This window comes from Evansella clarkii (assembly GCF_002019695.1).
Classification (GTDB): domain Bacteria; phylum Bacillota; class Bacilli; order Bacillales; family Salisediminibacteriaceae; genus Evansella; species Evansella clarkii.
This window is the reverse complement of sequence record NZ_KV917376.1, coordinates 963,366-984,434: the sequence shown is the minus strand read 5'-3', so window position 1 is coordinate 984,434 and position 21,069 is coordinate 963,366. Positions and strand designations below refer to the sequence as shown.

Below are 21,069 nucleotides of genomic sequence, written 5' to 3'. Positions count from 1 at the left end.
ATGAGACGGAGAGTTTTACTCGTTGATGGCTATAATATAATCGGGGACTGGCCGGAACTGAAAGCTCTTCAAGTGAACGACTTAGAAGGTGCAAGAGACCTTCTTATACAAAAAATGGCTGAGTATCAGGCCTATACCGGGATAGAAGTGATCATCGTATTTGACGCTCATATGGTTCCAGGGCTGGGCAAAAAGTATAACAATTTTCAACTTAATATTATTTATACGCGGGAAAAAGAAACCGCGGATGAAAAAATAGAAAAACTTGTCAAAGAGCTTAAACGTGTCGACAAACAAATCTATGTTGCGACATCTGACTTCGTTGAGCAGCGTGTCATTTTTGCCAGCGGGGCATTCAGAAAATCCGCAAGGGAACTGCGGAATGAGATGATTGCGATTGAAAAGGGCATAGAAAAACAAGTAAAAAAAACACGCGAGGCGAAAGCAAAAACAAAATTGCCTATCAGTGAAGAAATGGCAGAAATTTTCGAAAAATGGCGTCGAGGGGAGAATTGATCACCTTGACGCTTTTGATTTTTGTACGGTATACTATTTCTATATTTAGACAATTCATTTTGTTTAAAAAGCTCAATCTATTATGCGTTTTCATGCCAGAAAGAATTAAAGCTTTTGACACGATGAAAAATAGAAAGGGTCGGAGGGATTGCGGTGGCTTTAGACCTCATCGAGAATGGACTGCAGAAATATGCTGGAATGGAAGACGAAAGCCTCGTAGAATACGTGCGCGAAGGGGACAGCTCTGCCCTTGAATACCTTATTAATAAGTACAAAAACTTTGTTAGAGCGAAAGCCCGCTCCTATTTTTTAATCGGGGCTGACCATGAAGACATCGTGCAGGAAGGGATGATTGGGTTATACAAAGCTATCCGGGATTTTAAAGGGGACAAGCTTTCATCCTTCAAGGCTTTTGCGGAGCTGTGTATTACAAGGCAGATCATTACAGCTATTAAAACAGCGACAAGACAGAAGCATATCCCCCTTAATTCTTATGTGTCTCTGGACAAGCCTATTTATGATGAGGAGTCTGACCGTACACTTCTGGATGTTATTTGCGGCTCCAGAGTAAGCGATCCTGAAGAACTGTTAATTAACCAGGAAGAATTTGATGATATTGAAGTGAAAATGGGAGAAATTCTTAGTGACCTTGAGAGAAAAGTACTCATGCATTATCTCGACGGCCGGAGCTATCAGGAAATTTCTGCCGACTTAAATCGACATGTAAAGTCAATAGATAATGCCCTGCAGAGGGTGAAGCGGAAGCTCGAAAGGTATGTAGAACTGAAGGGTGTAAAGCTTTAAAACAGGGGGAGCCCCTGTTTTCTTTATATATTAAAAACTTTTCGCTTATTAAATCAGTGAAATTAGTCGACAATGTATATGGCTGAGGGCGTTTGACACAAAAGTAGCGCCTGTGATAAATTTTAAAGGTATGTATGAAATGATCGTAAGGTGAAAAAGGAGTATGGACGGTGGCCCAGAAAATAGTCCTTGCATGTGAGCAATGTAAGTCACGTAATTATACAACAAACAAAACAGAACAGAATCGGACAAACCGGCTTCATATAAACAAGTACTGTAAAACTTGCGGAAAGCATACAACACATAAAGAAACTAAATAAGCAAAGTGAAAATGGAGGTGGCTGCTGGTGGCTAATGTGGTTAAAAGTTCCGGAAAATTTCTGAAGGATGTTTCAACTGAAATGAAACGGGTCTCCTGGCCAAAACGCAAGGAGCTTGTCAGATATACTGGTGTCGTTATTGCTACAGTAGCATTTATTGCGGTGTTTTTCGCAATTGCAGATTACGGGATTTCAACCCTGATCCGGTTTATATTAAATTAAGTTCTGTTTAGAGGGCAATGTTACATTTGAAGTGATGTGATTGACGCGAGCGTCCTGCAGCGGAATTCAGCTGAGAATTTAATATTGCCATAAAAGAAATTGCTAAAAAATGGTTTTGTCAGAGGAGGGAAGGACAATTTTGTCCTGAACGAATGGAAAAGAATTGGTATGTCGTCCACACTTATTCGGGCTACGAAAATAAAGTAAAAACTAACCTGGAAAAGCGTGTGGAATCGATGGACATGACAGACAAGATCTTTCGTGTTCTCGTTCCCGTTGAAGAAGAAACAGAAGTTAAGAACGGAAAAAGCAAGCAGGTTACAAAGAAAGTTTTCCCAGGTTATGTTATTGTAGAAATGGTTATGACGGATGACTCCTGGTATGTAGTGCGAAACACCCCTGGTGTAACAGGATTTGTTGGTTCCGCGGGAGCTGGTTCAAAACCTACGGCCTTGCTTCCTGAAGAAGCGGACCGGATCTTACGCCAGATGGGAGTGGAAGAGCCTAAAGCTGAAGTTGATTTCGAAATTAAGGAATCGGTGAAGGTTAAAGAAGGGCCTTTTGCTAATTTTATCGGTACAATTGAAGATATTTATGCTGACAAACATAAGCTGAAAGTGCACGTAAATATGTTTGGGCGGGAAACTCCGGTTGAGCTTGAGTTCAATCAGGTAGAAAAATTATAGCTCTTAAACGAAAAGCACTTGCTATCTTTCGTTTGAAGTGTTAGAATCTTAATGTTGTTAATGAACGTGGACAATTCGTTCACGTTTTTTCCTGCAGTAAGCAGGCATATGAGTGGGAGAGCATGCCGACCAGTTGCTGGCGGCGGTTCGGTTACCACATCACGGACTTAAGGAGGTGTGTCGCGTGGCTAAAAAGGTCATTAAAATGGTAAAATTACAAATTCCTGCTGGTAAAGCGAACCCAGCACCACCTGTAGGACCTGCATTAGGTCAAGCTGGTGTAAACATCATGGGATTTTGTAAGGAGTTCAACGCTCGTACGCAAGAACAAGCGGGCTTAATCATCCCTGTAGAAATTACGGTATTTGAAGACCGTTCCTTTACATTTATCACAAAAACTCCACCAGCAGCAGTTCTTCTGAAGAAAGCAGCTGGTCTTGAATCTGGTTCTGGTGAGCCAAACAAGAACAAGGTGGCAACGTTAAAGCGTGATAAAGTACGCGAAATCGCAGAAACAAAAATGCCTGACCTGAACGCAGCTGATGTTGATGCAGCAATGCGTATGGTTGAAGGTACTGCACGCAGCATGGGAATCGTTATCGAGGACTAATCCTAACCATGCATTGAAGCTTGAAGATCGAGGTTGCGAGTAAAGGGAATTTTCCTGCCTGTACAACTACAGGTTCGCAACCTTTATTAGTGGGAGGTAAAACCGCTAAAACCACAATTGAGGAGGAAAAGAAAGATGGCTAAGAAAGGCAAAAAGTACGTTGATGCACTTAAGCTTGTTGACCGCGAAAAAGTGTATGACGTTAACGAAGCGATAGAGTTAGTTAAAAAGACTTCTACAGCTAAGTTTGACGAAACTGTTGAACTTGCTGCACGTCTTGGTGTAGACCCGAAGAAAGCAGACCAGCAAATCCGCGGAGCAGTTGTGCTTCCTAACGGAACTGGTAAAACACAGCGTGTTCTTGTTTTCGCTAAAGGTGATAAAGCGAAAGAAGCGGAAGCAGCAGGAGCAGATTATGTAGGAGAAGACGACATGATCAACAAAGTTAACCAGGGATGGTTTGACTTTGATGTAGTTGTTGCTACTCCTGATATGATGGCTCAGGTTGGACGTCTTGGACGTGTGCTTGGACCAAAAGGTTTAATGCCAAACCCTAAAACAGGAACAGTTACTTTCGATGTAGAGAAAGCTGTTAACGAAATCAAAGCTGGTAAAGTTGAATACCGTGTTGATAAGTCTGGTAACATCCATGTTCCAATTGGAAAAGTATCTTTCGACAGCGAAAAGCTGGCTGAGAACTTACAGACTATTATCGAAACACTTCTTAAAGCTAAGCCTGCGGCAGCGAAAGGTACTTACATGCGTAATGTTTCTATCGCCGCTACAATGGGGCCTGGTGTTAAAGTCAACGTTTCCGGCTTCAAAATGTAATTAATTTTAAATCAATAGTTGACTTCTTCTTCTGGAGAGGATATACTATTCATTGTGAATTTTATAAAATCATACCGTAGACAGCAGGTGCGGAATACCGCTTAATTTCCTGCCGAGGTGGATAACGTAATTAATGGCACTTTCGCTTAATGTGAAAGTTACGATATTACAGCCTCCATGTCTGCGCATGGAGGCTTTTCCTATTCTTGTGAACGGTATGTACAAACTCAACAGGAGGTGTAAGGATGAGCAAAGTGATTGAAAAGAAACAACTGGTTGTCGATGAGATCGCTGCTAAACTTCAGGAGAGCCAGTCTACTATCGTAGTTGACTACCGCGGTCTTGATGTTTCTGAAGTGACAGAACTTCGTAAACAGCTTCGTGAAGCTGGTGTTGATTTCAAAGTTTACAAAAACACGATGACTCGTCGTGCGACTGAAAAAGCTGGTCTTACTGAATTAGACGAGCAGCTTGTTGGACCAACAGCTATCGCTTTCAGTAATGAAGACGTAGTTGCTCCAGCGAGAATCCTTAACAAATTTGCTAAGGACCATAAGGATCTGGAAATTAAAGCAGGTGTAATTGAAGGACGTGTAGCTTCTCTTGAAGAAGTACAGGCACTTGCAGACCTGCCATCACGCGACGGACTTATTTCTATGCTCCTCAGCGTTATGCAAGCTCCAATCCGAAACTTTGCACTTGCGACAAAAGCTGTTGCAGAGCAAAAAGAAGAGCAAGGCGCATAAGCATTACAGCAACAAAAATGGCCGTATAGCGGCTTGACGGAATACAAACTAAAACATTAACAGGAGGAAGAAAAATGACTAAAGAACAAATGATTGACGCTATTAAAGAAATGTCTGTTTTAGAATTAAACGATCTTGTAAAAGCAATTGAGGAAGAGTTTGGTGTAACTGCTGCTGCTCCTGTAGCTGTAGCTGGCGGCGCTGCTGATGCAGGCGGAGCTGAAGAGCAAACTGAATTCGACGTAGTATTAGAATCTGCTGGCGGATCTAAAATCAACGTTATCAAAGTTGTACGTGAAATCACTGGTCTTGGCCTGAAAGACGCTAAAGCTCTTGTAGACGGCGCTCCTGCTCCAGTTAAAGAAGGCGTATCTAAAGATGAAGCTGAAGAAATGAAATCTAAGCTTGAAGATGCTGGTGCTTCTGTAGAAGTTAAGTAATCTTACTAAGTTTAAAGAAACCCGCTTTGAATACAAAGCGGGTTTTATATTTCTCTTTATCTGTCTTAAAACTGCCAGTTAAGCAGAGCGATGGCAGAAAAGATGAATGGGGCCGGATAATATTGGCAAAGCTGATAAGGTGCCTTCTGAAAGGGTAAGAGAAAGTAAAAGAATGAACAGGGAAAGAAGAAGGTGATGAGATGCCGGATCATTATTATTCTAAAAATCCTGAGGTTGAAAGCAAAAGAGTGGAACTTACTGAAATGATAAAAGGGAAACAATTTCGCTTCTATGCGGACAGCGGGGTTTTTTCGAAAAAAGGGCTGGATTATGGTACACAGCTGCTGCTTGAAACATTTGAGGAACCATCTGTACCGAAAGGGATGTACGCAGACGCAGGGTGCGGCTGGGGGCCTGTCGGAATTTTCCTTGCTAAAACTTATCCCGGCCGGAAAATATTGATGACTGATATTAATGAAAGAGCTGTTGAATTAGCGAAGTTGAACGGACAGCTGAACGGAGTAGAAGACAGGATTGAAGTAAGGCAGAATGACTTGCTGGAAGGAATGGAAGACAGGGAGATTGCAGCAGTACTCACTAATCCTCCAATCCGTGCAGGGAAGCAGGTGATTTTCCGTCTTTATGAACAAGCTGCTGAATCCTTAGTGGAAGGCGGAGAACTCTGGGTGGTAATCCAAAAAAAGCAGGGAGCCCCTTCTACGATAAAGAAACTTGAAGAATTAGGTTTGGAAACAGAGGTTATGAAAAAGTCAAGGGGATATTTTATCTTAAGAGGTAAAAAATGTTGACTCCGTATTTCCTCTGTGTTAATGTTATATAATGCGTATGAATGTCAAGATGGAAATTGGGTAAATATGCTTAAAATATAGGAGATGTGTATTAAAAGGGTGAATTTGGACAAACTATTAAGGTCTTTTATGTTTTTGTTCGATGAGGATTCAGGCCCTTTTTTTACTTCAGTTATATAATGCCCTATATGTTTTTATTTATTGGGGAAATAGCTGGTACAGCTGAACAGACAGAGGTGCCTTATTTTTCCGGCTTTTCATATCTTTAATTTTGTTGTAATCTCGTTATTTTTGAGTGTTTTCCACTATGTCTGTCAAAGGAGCACGTTTTTTGCATGTGATCCTTTTGAAGATAAAAACGTTAGTTTTGAGGGGTGAATCAGTTGACAGGTCAACTAGTTCAGTATGGACGCCACCGCCAGAGAAGAAGCTATGCGAGAATCAGTGAAGTTCTGGATCTCCCAAACTTAATTGAAATTCAGACGGCTTCTTATCAATGGTTTCTTGATGAGGGTATTCGTGAGATGTTCCAGGACATCTCTCCAATTGAAGACTTTACTGGAAATTTGGTTCTTGAGTTCATTGATTACAGCTTAGGCGAACCAAAATATTCAGTAGAAGAGTCGAAGGAACGAGACGTAACTTACTCTGCGCCTCTCCGTGTAAAGGTCCGCCTTATTAACAAGGAGACTGGAGAAGTGAAAGAGCAGGAAGTATTTATGGGAGATTTCCCATTAATGACAGACACAGGCACATTTGTGATAAATGGTGCTGAGCGTGTCATCGTATCCCAGCTCGTTCGTTCACCAAGTGTATACTTTAGTGAGAAGATGGATAAGAACGGGAAAAAGGGATTTACCGCCACGGTTATACCAAACCGCGGGGCATGGTTAGAGCTTGAGACGGATGCAAAGGATATTGTATACGTGCGAATTGACCGTACGAGAAAAATACCGGTCACCGTTCTATTGCGTGCGCTTGGATTTGGAACTGATCAAGAGATCATTGATCTTTTAGGAGAAGATGAGTATTTAAGGAATTCTCTCGAAAAAGATAATACAGACAGCTCTGAAAAAGCGCTTCTGGAAATCTATGAGCGCCTTCGTCCTGGTGAACCTCCAACTGTAGAGAACGCAAAGAGTTTGCTTGAATCACGTTTCTTCGATCCAAAACGCTATGACCTTGCAAACGTTGGACGATATAAAATGAACAAAAAGCTTCATATAAAGGATCGATTGTTTAACCAGCGCCTCGCTGAAACACTCGTTGACCCTGAAACAGGGGAAGTGCTTGCAGAGGAAGGTTCGGTAATTGACCGAAGACTGCTGGATAAGCTGATCCCGTATCTGGAAAATAACGTAGGGTTCCGTCATTTTACACTGCGTGGCGGAGTTGTGGAGGAAGAAGAGGTTGAATTACAATCTGTATTAATTCACAGCCCTTCAGGTACAGATGAAGAACCAATCCGTGTAATCGGTAACGGGGTAGTAGAGAAAGGCGTTAAGAATATTACTCCTGCTGATATTATCGCTTCTATTAACTATTTCTTTAACCTTCTTCATGGAGTAGGAAATACAGATGACATCGACCATTTAGGAAACCGCCGTCTCCGTTCAGTAGGTGAACTCCTGCAGAATCAGTTCCGGATTGGTTTATCCCGAATGGAACGTGTTGTACGTGAGCGTATGTCTATCCAGGATGCTAATGTTATTACGCCTCAGGCGCTTATTAATATTCGCCCTGTTATCGCTTCTATTAAAGAGTTCTTTGGAAGCTCCCAGCTTTCTCAGTTTATGGATCAGACGAACCCGCTGGCAGAGCTGACGCATAAACGCCGTCTTTCGGCGCTTGGACCTGGTGGTTTAACACGTGAACGTGCGGGCTTTGAAGTGCGCGACGTACACTATTCCCACTATGGCCGTATGTGTCCGATTGAAACACCAGAGGGCCCGAACATTGGATTAATAAACTCCCTGTCCAGTTTTGCGAAAGTGAACGAATTTGGTTTCATGGAAACCCCTTACCGTAAGGTTGACCATGAGACAGGCCGGGTGAGTTCCCAGTTTGATTATTTAACTGCAGACGAAGAAGATAACTATGTCGTTGCCCAGGCAAACGCAAAGCTCGATGACGACGGAAGTTTTGTTGACGAGAATATTATCTGCCGTTTCCGTGGTGAGAACATTATTGTTCCACGGGATCGCGTTGACTACATGGACGTGTCACCAAAGCAGGTAGTATCTGCAGCTACGGCTTGTATACCGTTCCTTGAAAACGATGACTCTAACCGTGCGTTAATGGGAGCGAACATGCAGCGGCAGGCAGTGCCTCTTCTAGAGCCGGAAGCTCCTCTTGTAGGAACAGGAATGGAATATGTTTCGGCTAAAGATTCCGGTGCAGCTGTAGTTTCCAAAGTGAGCGGCCGTGTTGAACGAGTCAGTGCTAAATATGTACAGATTCGTAAGATTGAAGAAGTGGATGGAAAAGAAACAGAAGGGGATGTAGTTCGTTACAACCTTCAGAAGTTTATCCGTTCCAACCAGGGTACATGCTACAACCAGCGCCCTATTGTAAGTGAAGGGGACATCGTTACAAAAGGGGAAATACTCGCTGACGGGCCTTCAATGGAAAAAGGTGAGATGGCTCTTGGACGTAACGTAATGGTAGGCTTTATGACCTGGGAAGGTTATAACTATGAGGATGCTATTATTCTCAGTGAACGCCTGGTAAAAGACGATGTGTATACATCTGTCCATATAGAAGAATACGAATCAGAATCCCGTGATACTAAGCTCGGGCCTGAAGAAATTACACGGGACATCCCGAACGTTGGGGAAGACGCACTCAAAAACCTCGATGAGAGAGGTATTATCCGTGTAGGTGCGGAAGTGAAAGACGGAGATATCTTAGTAGGTAAAGTTACTCCTAAAGGTGTAACTGAACTGACTGCGGAAGAGCGTTTATTACACGCCATCTTCGGTGAAAAAGCCCGTGAAGTGCGTGATACATCACTTCGTGCTCCGCACGGTGGAGACGGTATCGTGCTTGATGTGAAAGTATTTAACCGGGAAGACGGAGACGAACTTCCTCCTGGAGTGAACCAGCTTGTACGAGTTTATATCGTGCAGAAGCGTAAAATTCACGAAGGGGATAAAATGGCAGGGCGCCACGGTAACAAAGGTGTAATTTCCCGTATTTTACCGGAAGAAGATATGCCTTACCTGCCTGATGGCACACCAATTGATATCATGTTAAACCCTCTGGGCGTACCGTCCCGTATGAATATCGGACAGGTGCTTGAGCTGCACCTTGGAATGGCAGCCCGTTACCTTGGGATTCATGTTGCCAGCCCTGTATTTGATGGTGCGAGCGAGGAAGATGTATGGGGAACTCTGTCTGAAGCCGGCATGGCACGTGATGGAAAAACAGTTCTTTATGATGGCCGTACAGGTGAGCCGTTTGACAACCGTGTCTCAGTAGGGATTATGTATATGATTAAGCTTGCGCACATGGTAGATGACAAACTCCATGCACGTTCAACAGGACCATACTCACTTGTTACTCAGCAGCCACTTGGCGGTAAAGCCCAGTTTGGCGGACAGCGTTTCGGTGAGATGGAAGTGTGGGCTCTTGAAGCATACGGAGCAGCGTATACGCTTCAGGAAATCCTTACTGTAAAATCGGATGATGTTGTAGGCCGTGTGAAGACTTACGAGGCGATAGTCAAAGGAGAAAACGTCCCTGAACCAGGTGTTCCTGAATCTTTCAAAGTTCTTATTAAAGAGCTTCAGAGTTTAGGTATGGATGTTAAAATGCTCTCAAGCAATGAAGAGGAAATTGAAATGCTTGAACTAGATGATGAAGAAGAGCAAGGGAACGATAAACTGAACTTAAATCTTGAATCCAGTGAATCTAACGGTTAATGGGAGAACTTGAATGCTGAAAGGGAGGTTTGCCCCTTGATAGATGTAAATAACTTTGAATATATGAAGATTGGCCTCGCTTCTCCGGATAAAATCCGTTCATGGTCCCGTGGAGAAGTGAAAAAGCCTGAAACAATTAACTACCGGACACTCAAGCCGGAAAAGGATGGTTTATTCTGTGAAAGAATATTCGGTCCCACAAAAGACTGGGAGTGTCATTGCGGAAAATATAAACGCGTCCGTTATAAAGGTGTTGTATGTGACCGCTGCGGGGTGGAAGTTACCCGGGCAAAGGTACGCCGTGAGAGAATGGGGCATATTGAATTAGCTGCCCCTGTCTCCCACATCTGGTATTTTAAAGGAATCCCAAGCCGTATGGGTCTCGTGCTGGATATGTCTCCCCGTTCTCTTGAGGAAGTAATTTATTTTGCTTCTTACGTAGTAACTGAAACAGGAGATACACCGCTTGAACTTAAGCAGCTTCTTTCTGAGAAGGAATACAGAGCTTACCGGGATAAGTATGGCAGATCATTTACTGCTCAAATGGGAGCAGAAGCGATCAGAAAGCTCCTGCAGGATATCGACCTCGATAAAGAAGTCGGCATTCTGAAAGAAGAGCTCGTAACAGCCCAGGGGCAGCGCCGTACAAGAGCGATTAAGCGCCTTGAAGTTCTCGAAGCGTTCCGTCATTCAGGAAACAATCCTGCATGGATGATCCTTGATGTACTGCCGGTTATTCCTCCTGAGCTGCGCCCTATGGTACAACTTGACGGCGGCCGCTTTGCGACTTCAGATCTGAATGATCTGTACCGCCGTGTTATTAACCGTAATAACCGCCTGAAGCGTCTTCTTGACCTTGGGGCACCTAACATTATTGTTCAGAATGAGAAGCGTATGCTGCAGGAAGCAGTAGATGCTCTGATTGATAACGGCCGCCGCGGCCGTCCGGTAACCGGGCCGGGGAACCGTCCTTTAAAATCACTTTCTCATATGCTGAAAGGGAAACAGGGGCGTTTCCGTCAAAACCTGTTAGGTAAGCGTGTGGACTATTCCGGACGATCGGTTATCGTGGTAGGTCCTCACCTGAAAATGTACCAGTGCGGACTCCCGAAGGAAATGGCACTGGAACTGTTCAAGCCATTCGTAATGAAAGAGCTTGTCAGCAAAGGCTTAGCACACAATATTAAGAGTGCGAAGCGAAAAGTGGAAAGGGTCCAGCCGGAAGTATGGGATGTTCTCGAAGAAGTAATTAAAGAGCACCCGGTGCTGTTAAACCGTGCACCGACTCTGCACAGACTTGGAATTCAGGCATTCGAGCCTACCCTTGTTGAGGGCCGTGCTATTAAACTGCACCCGCTTGTATGTACTGCTTACAATGCTGACTTTGACGGTGACCAGATGGCTGTTCACGTGCCGCTCTCCGCAGAGGCACAGGCAGAATCCCGTCTTCTGATGCTTGCAGCTCAGAACATCCTTAACCCTAAGGATGGTAAGCCGGTTGTAACTCCTTCCCAGGATATGGTTTTAGGAAACTATTATCTGACTCTCGAAAGAGAAGGTGCTGTAGGAGAAGGAAATATATATAAAGACGGCAATGAAGCACTGACTGCATACAGAAACGGATACGTTCACCTGCACACAAGAATTGCAATTCCTGTAAATTCAGTGAACAAAACAAACTTTAAGGAAGAACATAAGGGCAAACTTCTGCTCACATCCGTTGGTAAAATTATCTTTAACGAAATCCTTCCGGAATCATTCCCTTATATGAATGAGCCAACCAGGGAAAACCTTGAGTTCGCTACACCGGATAAGTATTTCGTGCCGATGACAACGGACGTGCGAAAAGAATATCAGGAGCGCGAAGTGGTTCTTCCATTTAAGAAAGGCTTCCTTGGAGATATCATCGCTGAAGTCTTTAAGAAGTTTAAAGTCTCTGAAACATCTGTCATGCTCGATAAGATGAAAGATCTCGGTTTCCATTATTCTACGAAGGCAGGAATTACTATTGGAGTTGCTGACATCGTAGTTCTGAAAGAGAAAAAGGAAATTCTCGAGGAAGCTGAGATAAAAGTAGAGCGTATTCTTAAGCAGTTCCGCCGTGGTTTAATCACGGAGGAAGAGCGTTATGATAAAGTAATTGAAATCTGGAGTTCCGCGAAAGACAGAATCCAGGAAAAATTAATGGGTACTCTTGATAAGCTTAACCCTATCTTCATGATGAGTGACTCTGGTGCCCGTGGTAACGCATCTAACTTTACTCAGCTTGCAGGTATGCGTGGTCTGATGGCTAACCCGTCAGGACGTATTATCGAACTTCCGATCAAATCGAGTTTCCGTGAAGGTCTAACAGTACTGGAATACTTCATTTCCACACACGGTGCCCGTAAAGGTCTTGCGGATACTGCCCTTAAAACGGCTGACTCAGGTTATCTGACACGCCGTCTTGTAGATGTGGCTCAGGATGTAATCGTAAGAGAAGATGACTGCGGAACAGACCGCGGCCTCGTGGTTCAAGCGATTAAAGAAGGAAACGAAGTTATTGAAAGCTTATATGACCGTCTTGTTGGCCGTGTAGCCTTCCAGACAATTAAGCATCCGGAAACCGGGGAAGTGCTCGTTGAGAAAAATGAGGAAATCTTTGAAGATACAGCAAAAGTTATTGAAGACAGCGGTATCGATACGATCGTTATTCGTTCAGCATTCACCTGTGATACGAAGCATGGAGTCTGCAGAAACTGCTACGGAAGAAACCTTGCAACAGGATCAGAAGTAGAAGTAGGCGAAGCTGTAGGTATCATTGCTGCTCAGTCTATCGGTGAGCCAGGTACACAGCTTACAATGCGTACTTTCCACACAGGCGGTGTTGCCGGTGACGACATCACACAGGGTCTCCCGCGTATCCAGGAGCTTTTTGAAGCCCGGAATCCGAAGGGGCAGGCTGTAATTTCTGAAATCGAAGGTACTGTTGCCGAGCTGAAAGAAGTTAACGACAAGCGCGAAATAGTCGTTCAGGGCGGAATTGAAACAAGAAGCTACCCTGTTCCATATGGAGCGCGCCTGAAAGTAGAAGAAGGCCAGGAAGTGAAGCCTGGACAGGAACTGACAGAAGGTTCAATCGACCCGAAAGAACTCCTGCAAGTTTCCGGTGTTCAGGGTGTACAGGAATACCTGCTTCGTGAAGTGCAAAAGGTTTACCGTATGCAGGGGGTAGAAATTGGCGACAAACACGTAGAAGTGATGGTTCGTCAGATGCTTCGCAAAATCCGTGTTATTGATAACGGGGAAACGGAAGTTCTTCCAGGCTCCCTTGTTGAAGTACACCAGTTTAACGAAGCAAACCGGGATATTCTGCTTCGTGGCGGAATGCCTGCGACAGGAAGGCCTGTACTGCTCGGAATCACTAAAGCATCCCTGGAAACAGATTCCTTCTTATCAGCTGCATCATTCCAGGAAACTACAAGAGTTCTTACAGATGCAGCTATTAAAGGGAAGAAAGATGAGTTAGTAGGATTAAAAGAGAATGTTATTATCGGTAAACTTGTTCCGGCAGGTACCGGAATGGCCCGATACCGTAAAATCTCTGCTGCTAAGTCAACAGAGCCAGAAACAGAAGAAACACTCGAAAGTGCTACAATTAACGAATAAATTTAAATAAATCATTGACACTGTAAATCTCCGGTGGTAATATATCTAAGTGTGCCAAATACCTGATGCTTTGGAGGATGTAAAATGTCTTATGAAAAAGTAGTGCAGGCAGCGGAAATAGTCGTGGGCACGAAACAGACGCTTAAAGCACTGGAAGATAAGCAGGTCAAAGAACTGATCGTTGCAGAAGACGCCGATCCCCGCGTGTTGCAAAAAGTAATTACTTTAGCTGACAGGCAGGAGGTTCCCACTATTAAAGTGGACTCTATGAAAAAGCTTGGAAAAGCATGCGGAATTGATGTCAGCGCAGCGACTGTAGCTATTAAAAAGTAAAAAAGAGTTTTTGCCATCGGTGTTCGCTGCTGGCAAAAACTTTCCTTTTACAAATTTATGAACCACCTGGACCAGTGGACTTATAAATCCTTAGAGGGAAGGAGGAAAAAACATGCCTACTATTAATCAGCTAGTACGTGGCGGCCGTAAGTCAAAGATCCAAAAATCTGACTCTCCGGCGCTTAACAAAGGATACAACAGTTTCAAAAAGGTACAAACTGACCAAAGCTCTCCTCAGAAGCGTGGAGTATGTACTCGTGTAGGTACGATGACACCGAAGAAACCGAACTCAGCACTTCGTAAATATGCTCGTGTGCGTTTAACTAACGGAATTGAGGTGACGGCTTATATTCCTGGAATTGGCCATAACCTTCAAGAGCACAGTGTGGTACTGATCCGCGGCGGACGTGTTAAAGACTTACCGGGTGTACGTTACCATATCGTACGTGGAGCACTTGATACTGCCGGTGTTGAAAACCGCATGCAGGGCCGTTCAAAATACGGTACAAAGAGACCTAAGAAATAATTACATTAACAGAGACCCGGCTGACAAACGCCAGGGTTTCAGATACTTGAAAGGAGGGAATCTGGATGCCTCGTAAAGGACCTGTACCTCGCAGAGATGTTCTGCCAGATCCATTATATAATTCCAAGCTTGTAACTCGTTTAATCAACCGCATTATGGTTGACGGTAAAAGAGGGAAAGCTCAGACAATTCTTTATAAAGCATTTGAATTAGTGCAGGAGCGCACTGGAAACGATCCACAGGAAGTTTTCGAAAATGCTCTTAAAAACATTATGCCAGTTCTTGAAGTTAAAGCTCGTCGTGTAGGTGGTGCAAACTACCAGGTACCGATCGAAGTTAAACCTGAACGCCGTACAACTCTTGGTCTTCGCTGGTTAGTGAGCTATGCTCGCCTTCGCGGTGAAAAGACAATGGAAGAGCGTTTAGCTAACGAGATTATCGACGCTGCAAACAATACTGGTGCTGCTGTGAAGAAGCGTGAGGACACTCACCGCATGGCTGAAGCAAACAAAGCATTTGCTCACTACCGCTGGTAAAAGTAACAGCCGGAAAAGATTGTTCTTTGCCGGAGAAAGAATAAAAGGATTAGTCAGTCTTGGGGGAGGGTTACCTTCCTTAGACTGCGACAATCCAAAAAAACATACTATCTTCACACAGGAAGGAGAAATTTACCAATGGCAAGAGAGTTCTCCTTAGAAAAAACTCGTAATATCGGTATCATGGCTCACATTGATGCTGGTAAAACAACAACAACAGAACGAGTACTTTTCTATACAGGCCGAATCCATAAAATTGGTGAAACCCACGAAGGTGCTTCCCAGATGGACTGGATGGAGCAAGAGCAAGAGCGTGGAATCACAATTACTTCTGCTGCAACAACTGCACAATGGAAAGGCCATCGTGTAAACATCATCGACACACCAGGACACGTAGACTTCACAGTTGAGGTTGAACGTTCTCTTCGTGTACTAGATGGTGCTGTTGCGGTACTTGACGCCCAGTCCGGTGTTGAGCCGCAGACAGAAACAGTTTGGCGCCAGGCTACAACTTATGGCGTTCCTCGTGTTGTTTTCGTAAACAAAATGGACAAGATGGGTGCTGATTTCATTTATTCACTAGGCACTCTGCATGACCGTCTTGGTGCGAATGCGCACGCTATTCAGCTTCCAATCGGAGCAGAGGATGACTTTGAAGGAATCATCGATCTTGTAGAAATGAAAGCTTATTTCTATGAAGACGACCTTGGCACTCGTACTGATGCTAAAGAGATTCCGGAAGAGTATAAAGCACAGGCGGACGAGTACCGCGAGAAGCTTATCGAAGCAGTATCAGAGCTGGATGAAGAATTAATGATGAAATATCTTGAAGGGGAAGAGCTTACAACTGATGAAATTAAAGCTGCGATCCGTAAAGGTACAGTAAACGTTGAATTCTACCCAGTTATCTGTGGTTCTGCCTTCAAAAACAAAGGTGTTCAGTTAATGCTTGACGCAGTAATTGATTACCTTCCTGCACCAACTGATGTTGAGGCAATCAAAGGTATCAAACCGGATTCAGAGGAAGAAGTTGTCCGTAAGTCCAGTGATGACGAGCCATTCGCTGCTTTAGCGTTTAAAGTTATGACTGATCCTTACGTTGGTAAGCTTACATTCTTCCGAGTATATTCCGGAACAGTAAATGCAGGTTCTTACGTTCGAAACTCTTCTAAAGATAAGCGTGAAAGAATGGGACGTATCCTTCAGATGCACGCGAACCACCGTGAAGAGATCGCAACAGTTTATGCAGGAGATATCGCTGCAGGCGTAGGCCTTAAAGATACTTCCACTGGGGATACACTTTGTGATGAAAAGAGTCTTGTTATTCTTGAGTCCATGGAGTTCCCAGAGCCTGTAATCAGCTTGTCCGTTGAGCCTAAATCTAAGGCTGACCAGGACAAAATGGGTATGGCGCTTGCTAAGCTTGCTGAAGAAGATCCAACATTCCGTACTCACACTGATGAAGAAACTGGACAAACGATCATCGCTGGTATGGGTGAACTTCACCTTGATATCATCGTTGACCGAATGAAACGTGAATTCAAAGTAGAAGCGAATGTTGGTGCTCCACAAGTATCTTATCGTGAAACAATTCGCCAGGCTGCTAAATGTGAAGGTAAGTTCGTACGCCAATCTGGTGGACGCGGACAATATGGTCACGTTTGGGTAGAGTTCTCTCCAAATGAAGAGGGCGCTGGTTTTGAATTTGAAGATGCTGTTGTCGGAGGGGTTGTTCCTCGTGAATACATCCCGTCTGTAAAAGCAGGTCTTGAAGATTCATTAGATAATGGTCTTTTAGCTGGTTATCCGTTAATTGACGTTAAAGCAAAATTATTTGACGGATCTTATCACGATGTTGACTCCAACGAGATGGCGTTTAAAGTAGCTGCGTCAATGGCACTGAAAGAAGCAAAGAACAAGTGTAATCCTGTTCTTCTTGAGCCAATCATGCGCGTTGAAGTTGTAATCCCTGAAGAATATATGGGAGACATCATGGGTGATATCACATCCCGTCGTGGACGTGTAGAAGGTATGGATGCACGTGGTAATGCACAGATCGTTAAAGCGATGGTACCGTTAGCTGAAATGTTCGGTTACGCAACATCACTACGTTCTAACACGCAGGGCCGTGGGCAGTATACTATGCACTTCGACCACTACGAAGAAGTTCCTAAGAGTATTGGTGAAGAAATTATCAAGAAAAATGCAGGACAATAAGCAGTAAATATTGTTTCGCAATTAATTTTGTTGTAAGCTAAGAAAGGTAAAAAGGGCATCAGTGCTTCACTTGCCTTTCTTCCTAAAATAAAAAAACTTTTCTCAATTTAAGGAGGAATTCAAACATGGCTAAGGAAAAATTTGATCGTTCCAAGACACATGCCAACATTGGTACTATTGGACACGTTGACCATGGTAAAACTACACTAACTGCAGCAATCACTAACGTACTTCATAAGCGTTCCGGTAAAGGTACTGCTATGGCTTATGACCAAATCGACGGTGCTCCTGAAGAGCGCGAGCGTGGAATCACTATCTCAACTGCACACGTTGAGTACGAAACTGAGTCCCGCCACTATGCACACGTTGACTGCCCAGGTCACGCTGACTACGTTAAAAACATGATCACTGGTGCTGCTCAGATGGACGGAGCTATTCTTGTAGTATCCGCTGCTGACGGCCCAATGCCACAAACTCGTGAGCACATTCTTCTTTCTCGTCAAGTAGGTGTACCTTACATCGTTGTTTTCTTAAACAAAGTTGATATGGTAGACGACGAAGAACTTCTTGAGTTAGTAGAAATGGAAGTGCGTGACCTTCTTTCTGAGTACGACTTCCCAGGCGACGACATTCCTGTAATCGCTGGTTCTGCTCTTAAAGCTCTTGAAGGTGACGAAGAGTATGCACAAAAAATCTATGAACTAATGGATGCTGTTGACAGCTACATCCCAACTCCAGAGCGTGACAAAGATAAGCCATTCATGATGCCTGTAGAGGACGTATTCTCTATCACTGGCCGTGGTACTGTTGCAACTGGACGTGTTGAGCGTGGACAGTTAAACGTTGGTGACGAAATCGAAATCATCGGTCTTGCTGAAGAGTCTAAAAAGACTACTTGTACTGGTGTAGAAATGTTCCGTAAGCTTCTTGACTATGCTGAAGCTGGAGACAACATCGGTGCACTTCTTCGCGGTGTATCCCGTGACGAAATCAACCGTGGACAAGTACTTGCTAAGCCAGGTTCTATCACTCCACACACTAAGTTCAAAGCTGAAGTTTATGTTCTTTCAAAAGAAGAGGGTGGACGTCACACTCCATTCTTCTCTAACTACCGTCCTCAGTTTTACTTCCGTACAACTGACGTAACTGGAATCTGTAACCTTCCAGAAGGCGTTGAGATGGTAATGCCTGGAGACAACGTTGAAATGACAGTTGAACTTATTTCTCCAATCGCTATCGAAGAAGGAACTAAGTTCTCTATCCGTGAGGGTGGACGTACTGTTGGAGCTGGCGTTGTAGCTACAATCCAAGAGTAATCAATTAACTAATGAAACACTGCAGGAATTATTCTGCAGTGTTTTTTTTTGATCTGAAAAAAGTATAATGGGAATAAATGAGCAAAAGCGGACGAGGGCGGGCAAAGCGAATCCTCATTCCGCTAAATAGATAAAAAGGACACTTCAAGGAGTTGTATAGGTTCCACGTTCCGTTATTAGCAAATAATTTCGTGGTTTTAGCCGTGAAACTAGCAAATAACGGAACCAGAATCCTAAAGCCTGTTAATAAACAAAAAGTTAGCGCAGATTCTCAAATCTTACATGGAGATCGCTGCCCTTAATGACTATCTGCAAATTTTTGCGATACTTTCTTCTATATTAATAGAAGGTATCATCACTATTGAAAACTGGTAAGATTTCCTCTCCGTGAAAATCCTTAATGCCCCCTTGAAAACCTGATTACACCCATGTATAATAAGCAAATGTGAGCACAAAAAAAGATTTTAAAGAATTTCTTGCTTTAGATACTTATTTTGTGTATAATATTTAATGTTGGTCACTGACAGGCTATGATCCGGAAGGTTGCTGACACACCCGGCCCCTTTGCCATGGCAGGTGTGCCGGAAATTTCCGAGGGAGCAAGTCTATTTCCAAAAATGGGCGAAAAAGGAGGTAATAAAATGGCAAAACAGAAGATTCGTATTCGTTTAAAGGCGTATGATCACAGAATCCTGGATCAATCCGCAGAGAAAATCGTTGAAACAGCTAAAAGGTCTGGTGCTGCTGTAGCAGGTCCGATCCCACTTCCGACAGAGAAGTCTGTATACACGATCCTTCGTGCGGTACACAAGTACAAGGATTCCCGCGAGCAGTTCGAAATGAGAACTCATAAGCGTTTAATCGACATCGTGAACCCAACTCCACAAACTGTGGATGCGTTAATGCGATTAGATCTGCCATCTGGCGTAGATATCGAAATTAAGCTTTAATAAATGAAATTCAATGATTAATAGGAGGTGTGACTCATGGCCAAAGGAATCTTAGGTATTAAATTAGGTATGACTCAGATTTTTGCTGAGAACGGAGAGGTTGTTCCTGTAACTGTAATCGAAGCTGCTCCTAACGTAGTACTTCAAAAGAAAACAGTTGAGAGCGATGGATACGAATCTATCCAGCTTGGTGTTGCTGACAAGAAAGAAAGCCACCGTAACAAACCTCAAAAAGGTCATGCGGAGAAAGCGAAGACAAATCCTAAGCGCTTCGTTAAGGAATTCCGTAATGTAGAAGCAACGGAATATGAAATTGGTCAGGAAGTCAAAGTTGATACATTTGCAGAAGGAGATATCGTGGACGTAACCGGAACATCCAAGGGTAAAGGTTTTGCCGGCGCAATCAAACGCCACAACCAGTCCCGCGGACCAATGTCCCACGGTTCCCGTTATCACCGTCGTCCTGGTTCAATGGGTCCTGTAGACCCAATGCACGTTAGAAAAGGTAAATTACTACCTGGACGTATGGGTGGAGAGCAAGTGACTATCCAAAACTTAGAAATCGTTCGTGTAGATACAGAGCGCAACTTACTGCTTGTTAAAGGAAATGTACCAGGAGCTAAGAAGAGCTTTGTTACAGTTAAATCAGCAGTAAAGGCAGCTCAATAAGACCGTTAAGGAAAGGAGGAGCCCCAGATGCCTAAAGTTACTTTGTACAATCAAGCTGGCTCACAAGTAGGCGATATTGAACTTTCAGATAACGTGTTCGGAATCGAACCAAATGAAAGTGTTATGTTTGACGCTGTTGTGATGCAACAAGCATCTCAACGACAAGGTACACATGCCGTAAAAGGTCGTTCTGATGTTCGCGGCGGCGGACGTAAACCATGGCGACAAAAAGGAACAGGCCGTGCGCGTCACGGATCTATCCGTTCACCAATTTGGGTTGGCGGTGGAGTTGCATTCGGACCAACACCACGCAGCTACGCATATAAATTACCGAAAAAACAACGTCGTCTGGCGTTGAAATCTGCTCTTTCTTCCAAAGTGAATTCAGAAGAAATTCGCGTACTGGAAGGATTAAACTTTGAAACTCCTAAGACGAAAGAAATGCTTAACACATTAAGCGGACTTTCTGTGGAGAAAAAGGCGCTTGTTGTAACTGCAGATTACAACGATGCTGTGGCATTATCTGCACGCAACATCCCAGGCGTAAAATTCATCACTGCAGAGGGAGTTAATGTTCTTGATCTTCTTAACCATGATCAGCTGATCATTACTCAGGATGCTGTGAAAAAGGTAGAGGAGGTGCTTGCATAATGGCAGACGCACGTGATATTATTAAGCGCCCCGTTATAACAGAACGTTCTACTGATCTAATGACTGAGCAAAAGTACACGTTTGAAGTAGACCCTCGCGCAAACAAGACTGAGATCAAAAATGCTATCGAGGAAATCTTCGGAGTTACTGTTGCTAAAGTTAACACTATGAATTACAAAGGTAAGTTCCGTCGTTTCGGACGTCATACAGGCTACACTCGCAAGCGCAAGAAAGCCATTGTACAACTTACACCAGACAGCAAAGAACTAGAATTCTTTGAAGGTGTATAAAAAGTTTTAAGAGAAGGAGGGAAAGC

The 21,069-nt window shown here is 43.7% G+C and carries 21 protein-coding genes and 1 other annotated feature; all 21 genes read left to right on the top strand.

What is annotated here, in order from left to right; genetic code table 11:
• The 21 genes from BK582_RS04665 (at nucleotide 1) to rplW (ending at nucleotide 21,043) form a co-directional block, all read left to right on the top strand.
• A complete protein-coding gene (locus tag BK582_RS04665) occupies nucleotides 1-516 on the top strand; it encodes an NYN domain-containing protein (protein ID WP_078593209.1) in 516 nt (171 codons plus the stop codon).
• Between the two features lie 153 nt (nucleotides 517-669).
• Complete coding sequence (sigH, locus tag BK582_RS04660; protein WP_078593208.1) at nucleotides 670-1,320, top strand: RNA polymerase sporulation sigma factor SigH; 651 nt, start codon at nucleotides 670-672, stop codon at nucleotides 1,318-1,320.
• Between the two features lie 170 nt (nucleotides 1,321-1,490).
• Entirely contained in the window at nucleotides 1,491-1,640 is a 150-nt protein-coding gene (gene rpmG / locus BK582_RS04655; RefSeq protein WP_078593207.1) for a 50S ribosomal protein L33, read from the top strand.
• A gap of 27 nt (nucleotides 1,641-1,667) precedes the next feature.
• Nucleotides 1,668-1,862, top strand: a complete 195-nt coding sequence (gene secE, locus BK582_RS04650) for a preprotein translocase subunit SecE (RefSeq protein ID WP_078593206.1) — start codon at nucleotides 1,668-1,670, stop codon at nucleotides 1,860-1,862.
• Nucleotides 1,863-2,014: 152 nt separating this feature from the next.
• Nucleotides 2,015-2,548, top strand: a complete 534-nt coding sequence (gene nusG, locus BK582_RS04645; protein WP_078593205.1) for a transcription termination/antitermination protein NusG — start codon at nucleotides 2,015-2,017, stop codon at nucleotides 2,546-2,548.
• 184 nt (nucleotides 2,549-2,732) lie between these two features.
• Nucleotides 2,733-3,158, top strand: coding sequence for a 50S ribosomal protein L11 (gene rplK / locus BK582_RS04640; RefSeq protein WP_139368211.1), 426 nt, complete (start codon nucleotides 2,733-2,735; stop codon nucleotides 3,156-3,158).
• 135 nt (nucleotides 3,159-3,293) lie between these two features.
• Nucleotides 3,294-3,989: a 50S ribosomal protein L1 gene (gene rplA / locus BK582_RS04635; RefSeq protein ID WP_078593204.1), complete on the top strand. Its 696-nt coding sequence runs from the start codon at nucleotides 3,294-3,296 to the stop codon at nucleotides 3,987-3,989.
• 56 nt (nucleotides 3,990-4,045) lie between these two features.
• Nucleotides 4,046-4,199, top strand: a sequence feature (ribosomal protein L10 leader region).
• Nucleotides 4,200-4,234: 35 nt separating this feature from the next.
• Nucleotides 4,235-4,735, top strand: a complete 501-nt coding sequence (rplJ, locus tag BK582_RS04630; RefSeq protein ID WP_078593203.1) for a 50S ribosomal protein L10 — start codon at nucleotides 4,235-4,237, stop codon at nucleotides 4,733-4,735.
• A gap of 74 nt (nucleotides 4,736-4,809) precedes the next feature.
• Nucleotides 4,810-5,175: a 50S ribosomal protein L7/L12 gene (gene rplL, locus BK582_RS04625; RefSeq protein ID WP_078593202.1), complete on the top strand. Its 366-nt coding sequence runs from the start codon at nucleotides 4,810-4,812 to the stop codon at nucleotides 5,173-5,175.
• 200 nt (nucleotides 5,176-5,375) lie between these two features.
• Nucleotides 5,376-5,984, top strand: a complete 609-nt coding sequence (locus tag BK582_RS04620; RefSeq protein WP_078593201.1) for a class I SAM-dependent methyltransferase — start codon at nucleotides 5,376-5,378, stop codon at nucleotides 5,982-5,984.
• A gap of 383 nt (nucleotides 5,985-6,367) precedes the next feature.
• Entirely contained in the window at nucleotides 6,368-9,907 is a 3,540-nt protein-coding gene (gene rpoB, locus BK582_RS04615) for a DNA-directed RNA polymerase subunit beta (RefSeq protein ID WP_078593200.1), read from the top strand.
• Nucleotides 9,908-9,943: 36 nt separating this feature from the next.
• Nucleotides 9,944-13,555, top strand: coding sequence for a DNA-directed RNA polymerase subunit beta' (gene rpoC, locus BK582_RS04610; RefSeq protein WP_078593199.1), 3,612 nt, complete (start codon nucleotides 9,944-9,946; stop codon nucleotides 13,553-13,555).
• A gap of 84 nt (nucleotides 13,556-13,639) precedes the next feature.
• Nucleotides 13,640-13,888 carry a 50S ribosomal protein L7ae-like protein gene (locus BK582_RS04605; protein ID WP_078593198.1) on the top strand — a complete coding sequence of 83 codons (249 nt, stop codon included), beginning with the start codon at nucleotides 13,640-13,642 and terminating at the stop codon, nucleotides 13,886-13,888.
• A gap of 112 nt (nucleotides 13,889-14,000) precedes the next feature.
• Nucleotides 14,001-14,414, top strand: a complete 414-nt coding sequence (gene rpsL / locus BK582_RS04600) for a 30S ribosomal protein S12 (RefSeq protein ID WP_078593197.1) — start codon at nucleotides 14,001-14,003, stop codon at nucleotides 14,412-14,414.
• Between the two features lie 65 nt (nucleotides 14,415-14,479).
• Nucleotides 14,480-14,950, top strand: a complete 471-nt coding sequence (gene rpsG, locus BK582_RS04595; RefSeq protein ID WP_078593196.1) for a 30S ribosomal protein S7 — start codon at nucleotides 14,480-14,482, stop codon at nucleotides 14,948-14,950.
• Nucleotides 14,951-15,088: 138 nt separating this feature from the next.
• Entirely contained in the window at nucleotides 15,089-17,167 is a 2,079-nt protein-coding gene (gene fusA, locus BK582_RS04590) for an elongation factor G (protein WP_078593195.1), read from the top strand.
• Nucleotides 17,168-17,292: 125 nt separating this feature from the next.
• Entirely contained in the window at nucleotides 17,293-18,483 is a 1,191-nt protein-coding gene (tuf, locus tag BK582_RS04585; protein ID WP_078593194.1) for an elongation factor Tu, read from the top strand.
• Between the two features lie 641 nt (nucleotides 18,484-19,124).
• Nucleotides 19,125-19,433: a 30S ribosomal protein S10 gene (gene rpsJ, locus BK582_RS04580; RefSeq protein WP_088036589.1), complete on the top strand. Its 309-nt coding sequence runs from the start codon at nucleotides 19,125-19,127 to the stop codon at nucleotides 19,431-19,433.
• Between the two features lie 36 nt (nucleotides 19,434-19,469).
• Entirely contained in the window at nucleotides 19,470-20,102 is a 633-nt protein-coding gene (gene rplC, locus BK582_RS04575) for a 50S ribosomal protein L3 (RefSeq protein WP_078593192.1), read from the top strand.
• Nucleotides 20,103-20,129: 27 nt separating this feature from the next.
• The gene (gene rplD / locus BK582_RS04570) at nucleotides 20,130-20,753 is read left to right on the top strand and encodes a 50S ribosomal protein L4 (protein ID WP_078593191.1); all 624 of its coding nucleotides are present in this window, start codon (nucleotides 20,130-20,132) and stop codon (nucleotides 20,751-20,753) included.
• The gene (rplW, locus tag BK582_RS04565) at nucleotides 20,753-21,043 is read left to right on the top strand and encodes a 50S ribosomal protein L23 (protein ID WP_078593190.1); all 291 of its coding nucleotides are present in this window, start codon (nucleotides 20,753-20,755) and stop codon (nucleotides 21,041-21,043) included. Before rplD ends, rplW begins: the two co-directional genes overlap by 1 nt.
• Nucleotides 21,044-21,069 lie beyond the last annotated feature (26 nt).

Bases quoted from the DNA above. Each gene is read 5' to 3' on its own strand.
- rplD (WP_078593191.1), top strand. From the start codon at position 20,130: ATGCCTAAAGTTACTTTGTACAATCAAGCTGGCTCACAAGTAGGCGAT.
- rplC (WP_078593192.1), top strand. From the start codon at position 19,470: ATGGCCAAAGGAATCTTAGGTATTAAATTAGGTATGACTCAGATTTTT.
- fusA (WP_078593195.1), top strand. From the start codon at position 15,089: ATGGCAAGAGAGTTCTCCTTAGAAAAAACTCGTAATATCGGTATCATG.
- tuf (WP_078593194.1), top strand. From the start codon at position 17,293: ATGGCTAAGGAAAAATTTGATCGTTCCAAGACACATGCCAACATTGGT.
- rpsG (WP_078593196.1), top strand. From the start codon at position 14,480: ATGCCTCGTAAAGGACCTGTACCTCGCAGAGATGTTCTGCCAGATCCA.
- rplA (WP_078593204.1), top strand. From the start codon at position 3,294: ATGGCTAAGAAAGGCAAAAAGTACGTTGATGCACTTAAGCTTGTTGAC.
- BK582_RS04665 (WP_078593209.1), top strand. From the start codon at position 1: ATGAGACGGAGAGTTTTACTCGTTGATGGCTATAATATAATCGGGGAC.
- rplL (WP_078593202.1), top strand. From the start codon at position 4,810: ATGACTAAAGAACAAATGATTGACGCTATTAAAGAAATGTCTGTTTTA.
- nusG (WP_078593205.1), top strand. From the start codon at position 2,015: ATGGAAAAGAATTGGTATGTCGTCCACACTTATTCGGGCTACGAAAAT.
- rpsL (WP_078593197.1), top strand. From the start codon at position 14,001: ATGCCTACTATTAATCAGCTAGTACGTGGCGGCCGTAAGTCAAAGATC.
- rplJ (WP_078593203.1), top strand. From the start codon at position 4,235: ATGAGCAAAGTGATTGAAAAGAAACAACTGGTTGTCGATGAGATCGCT.
- rpsJ (WP_088036589.1), top strand. From the start codon at position 19,125: ATGGCAAAACAGAAGATTCGTATTCGTTTAAAGGCGTATGATCACAGA.
- BK582_RS04605 (WP_078593198.1), top strand. From the start codon at position 13,640: ATGTCTTATGAAAAAGTAGTGCAGGCAGCGGAAATAGTCGTGGGCACG.
- BK582_RS04620 (WP_078593201.1), top strand. From the start codon at position 5,376: ATGCCGGATCATTATTATTCTAAAAATCCTGAGGTTGAAAGCAAAAGA.
- rplW (WP_078593190.1), top strand. From the start codon at position 20,753: ATGGCAGACGCACGTGATATTATTAAGCGCCCCGTTATAACAGAACGT.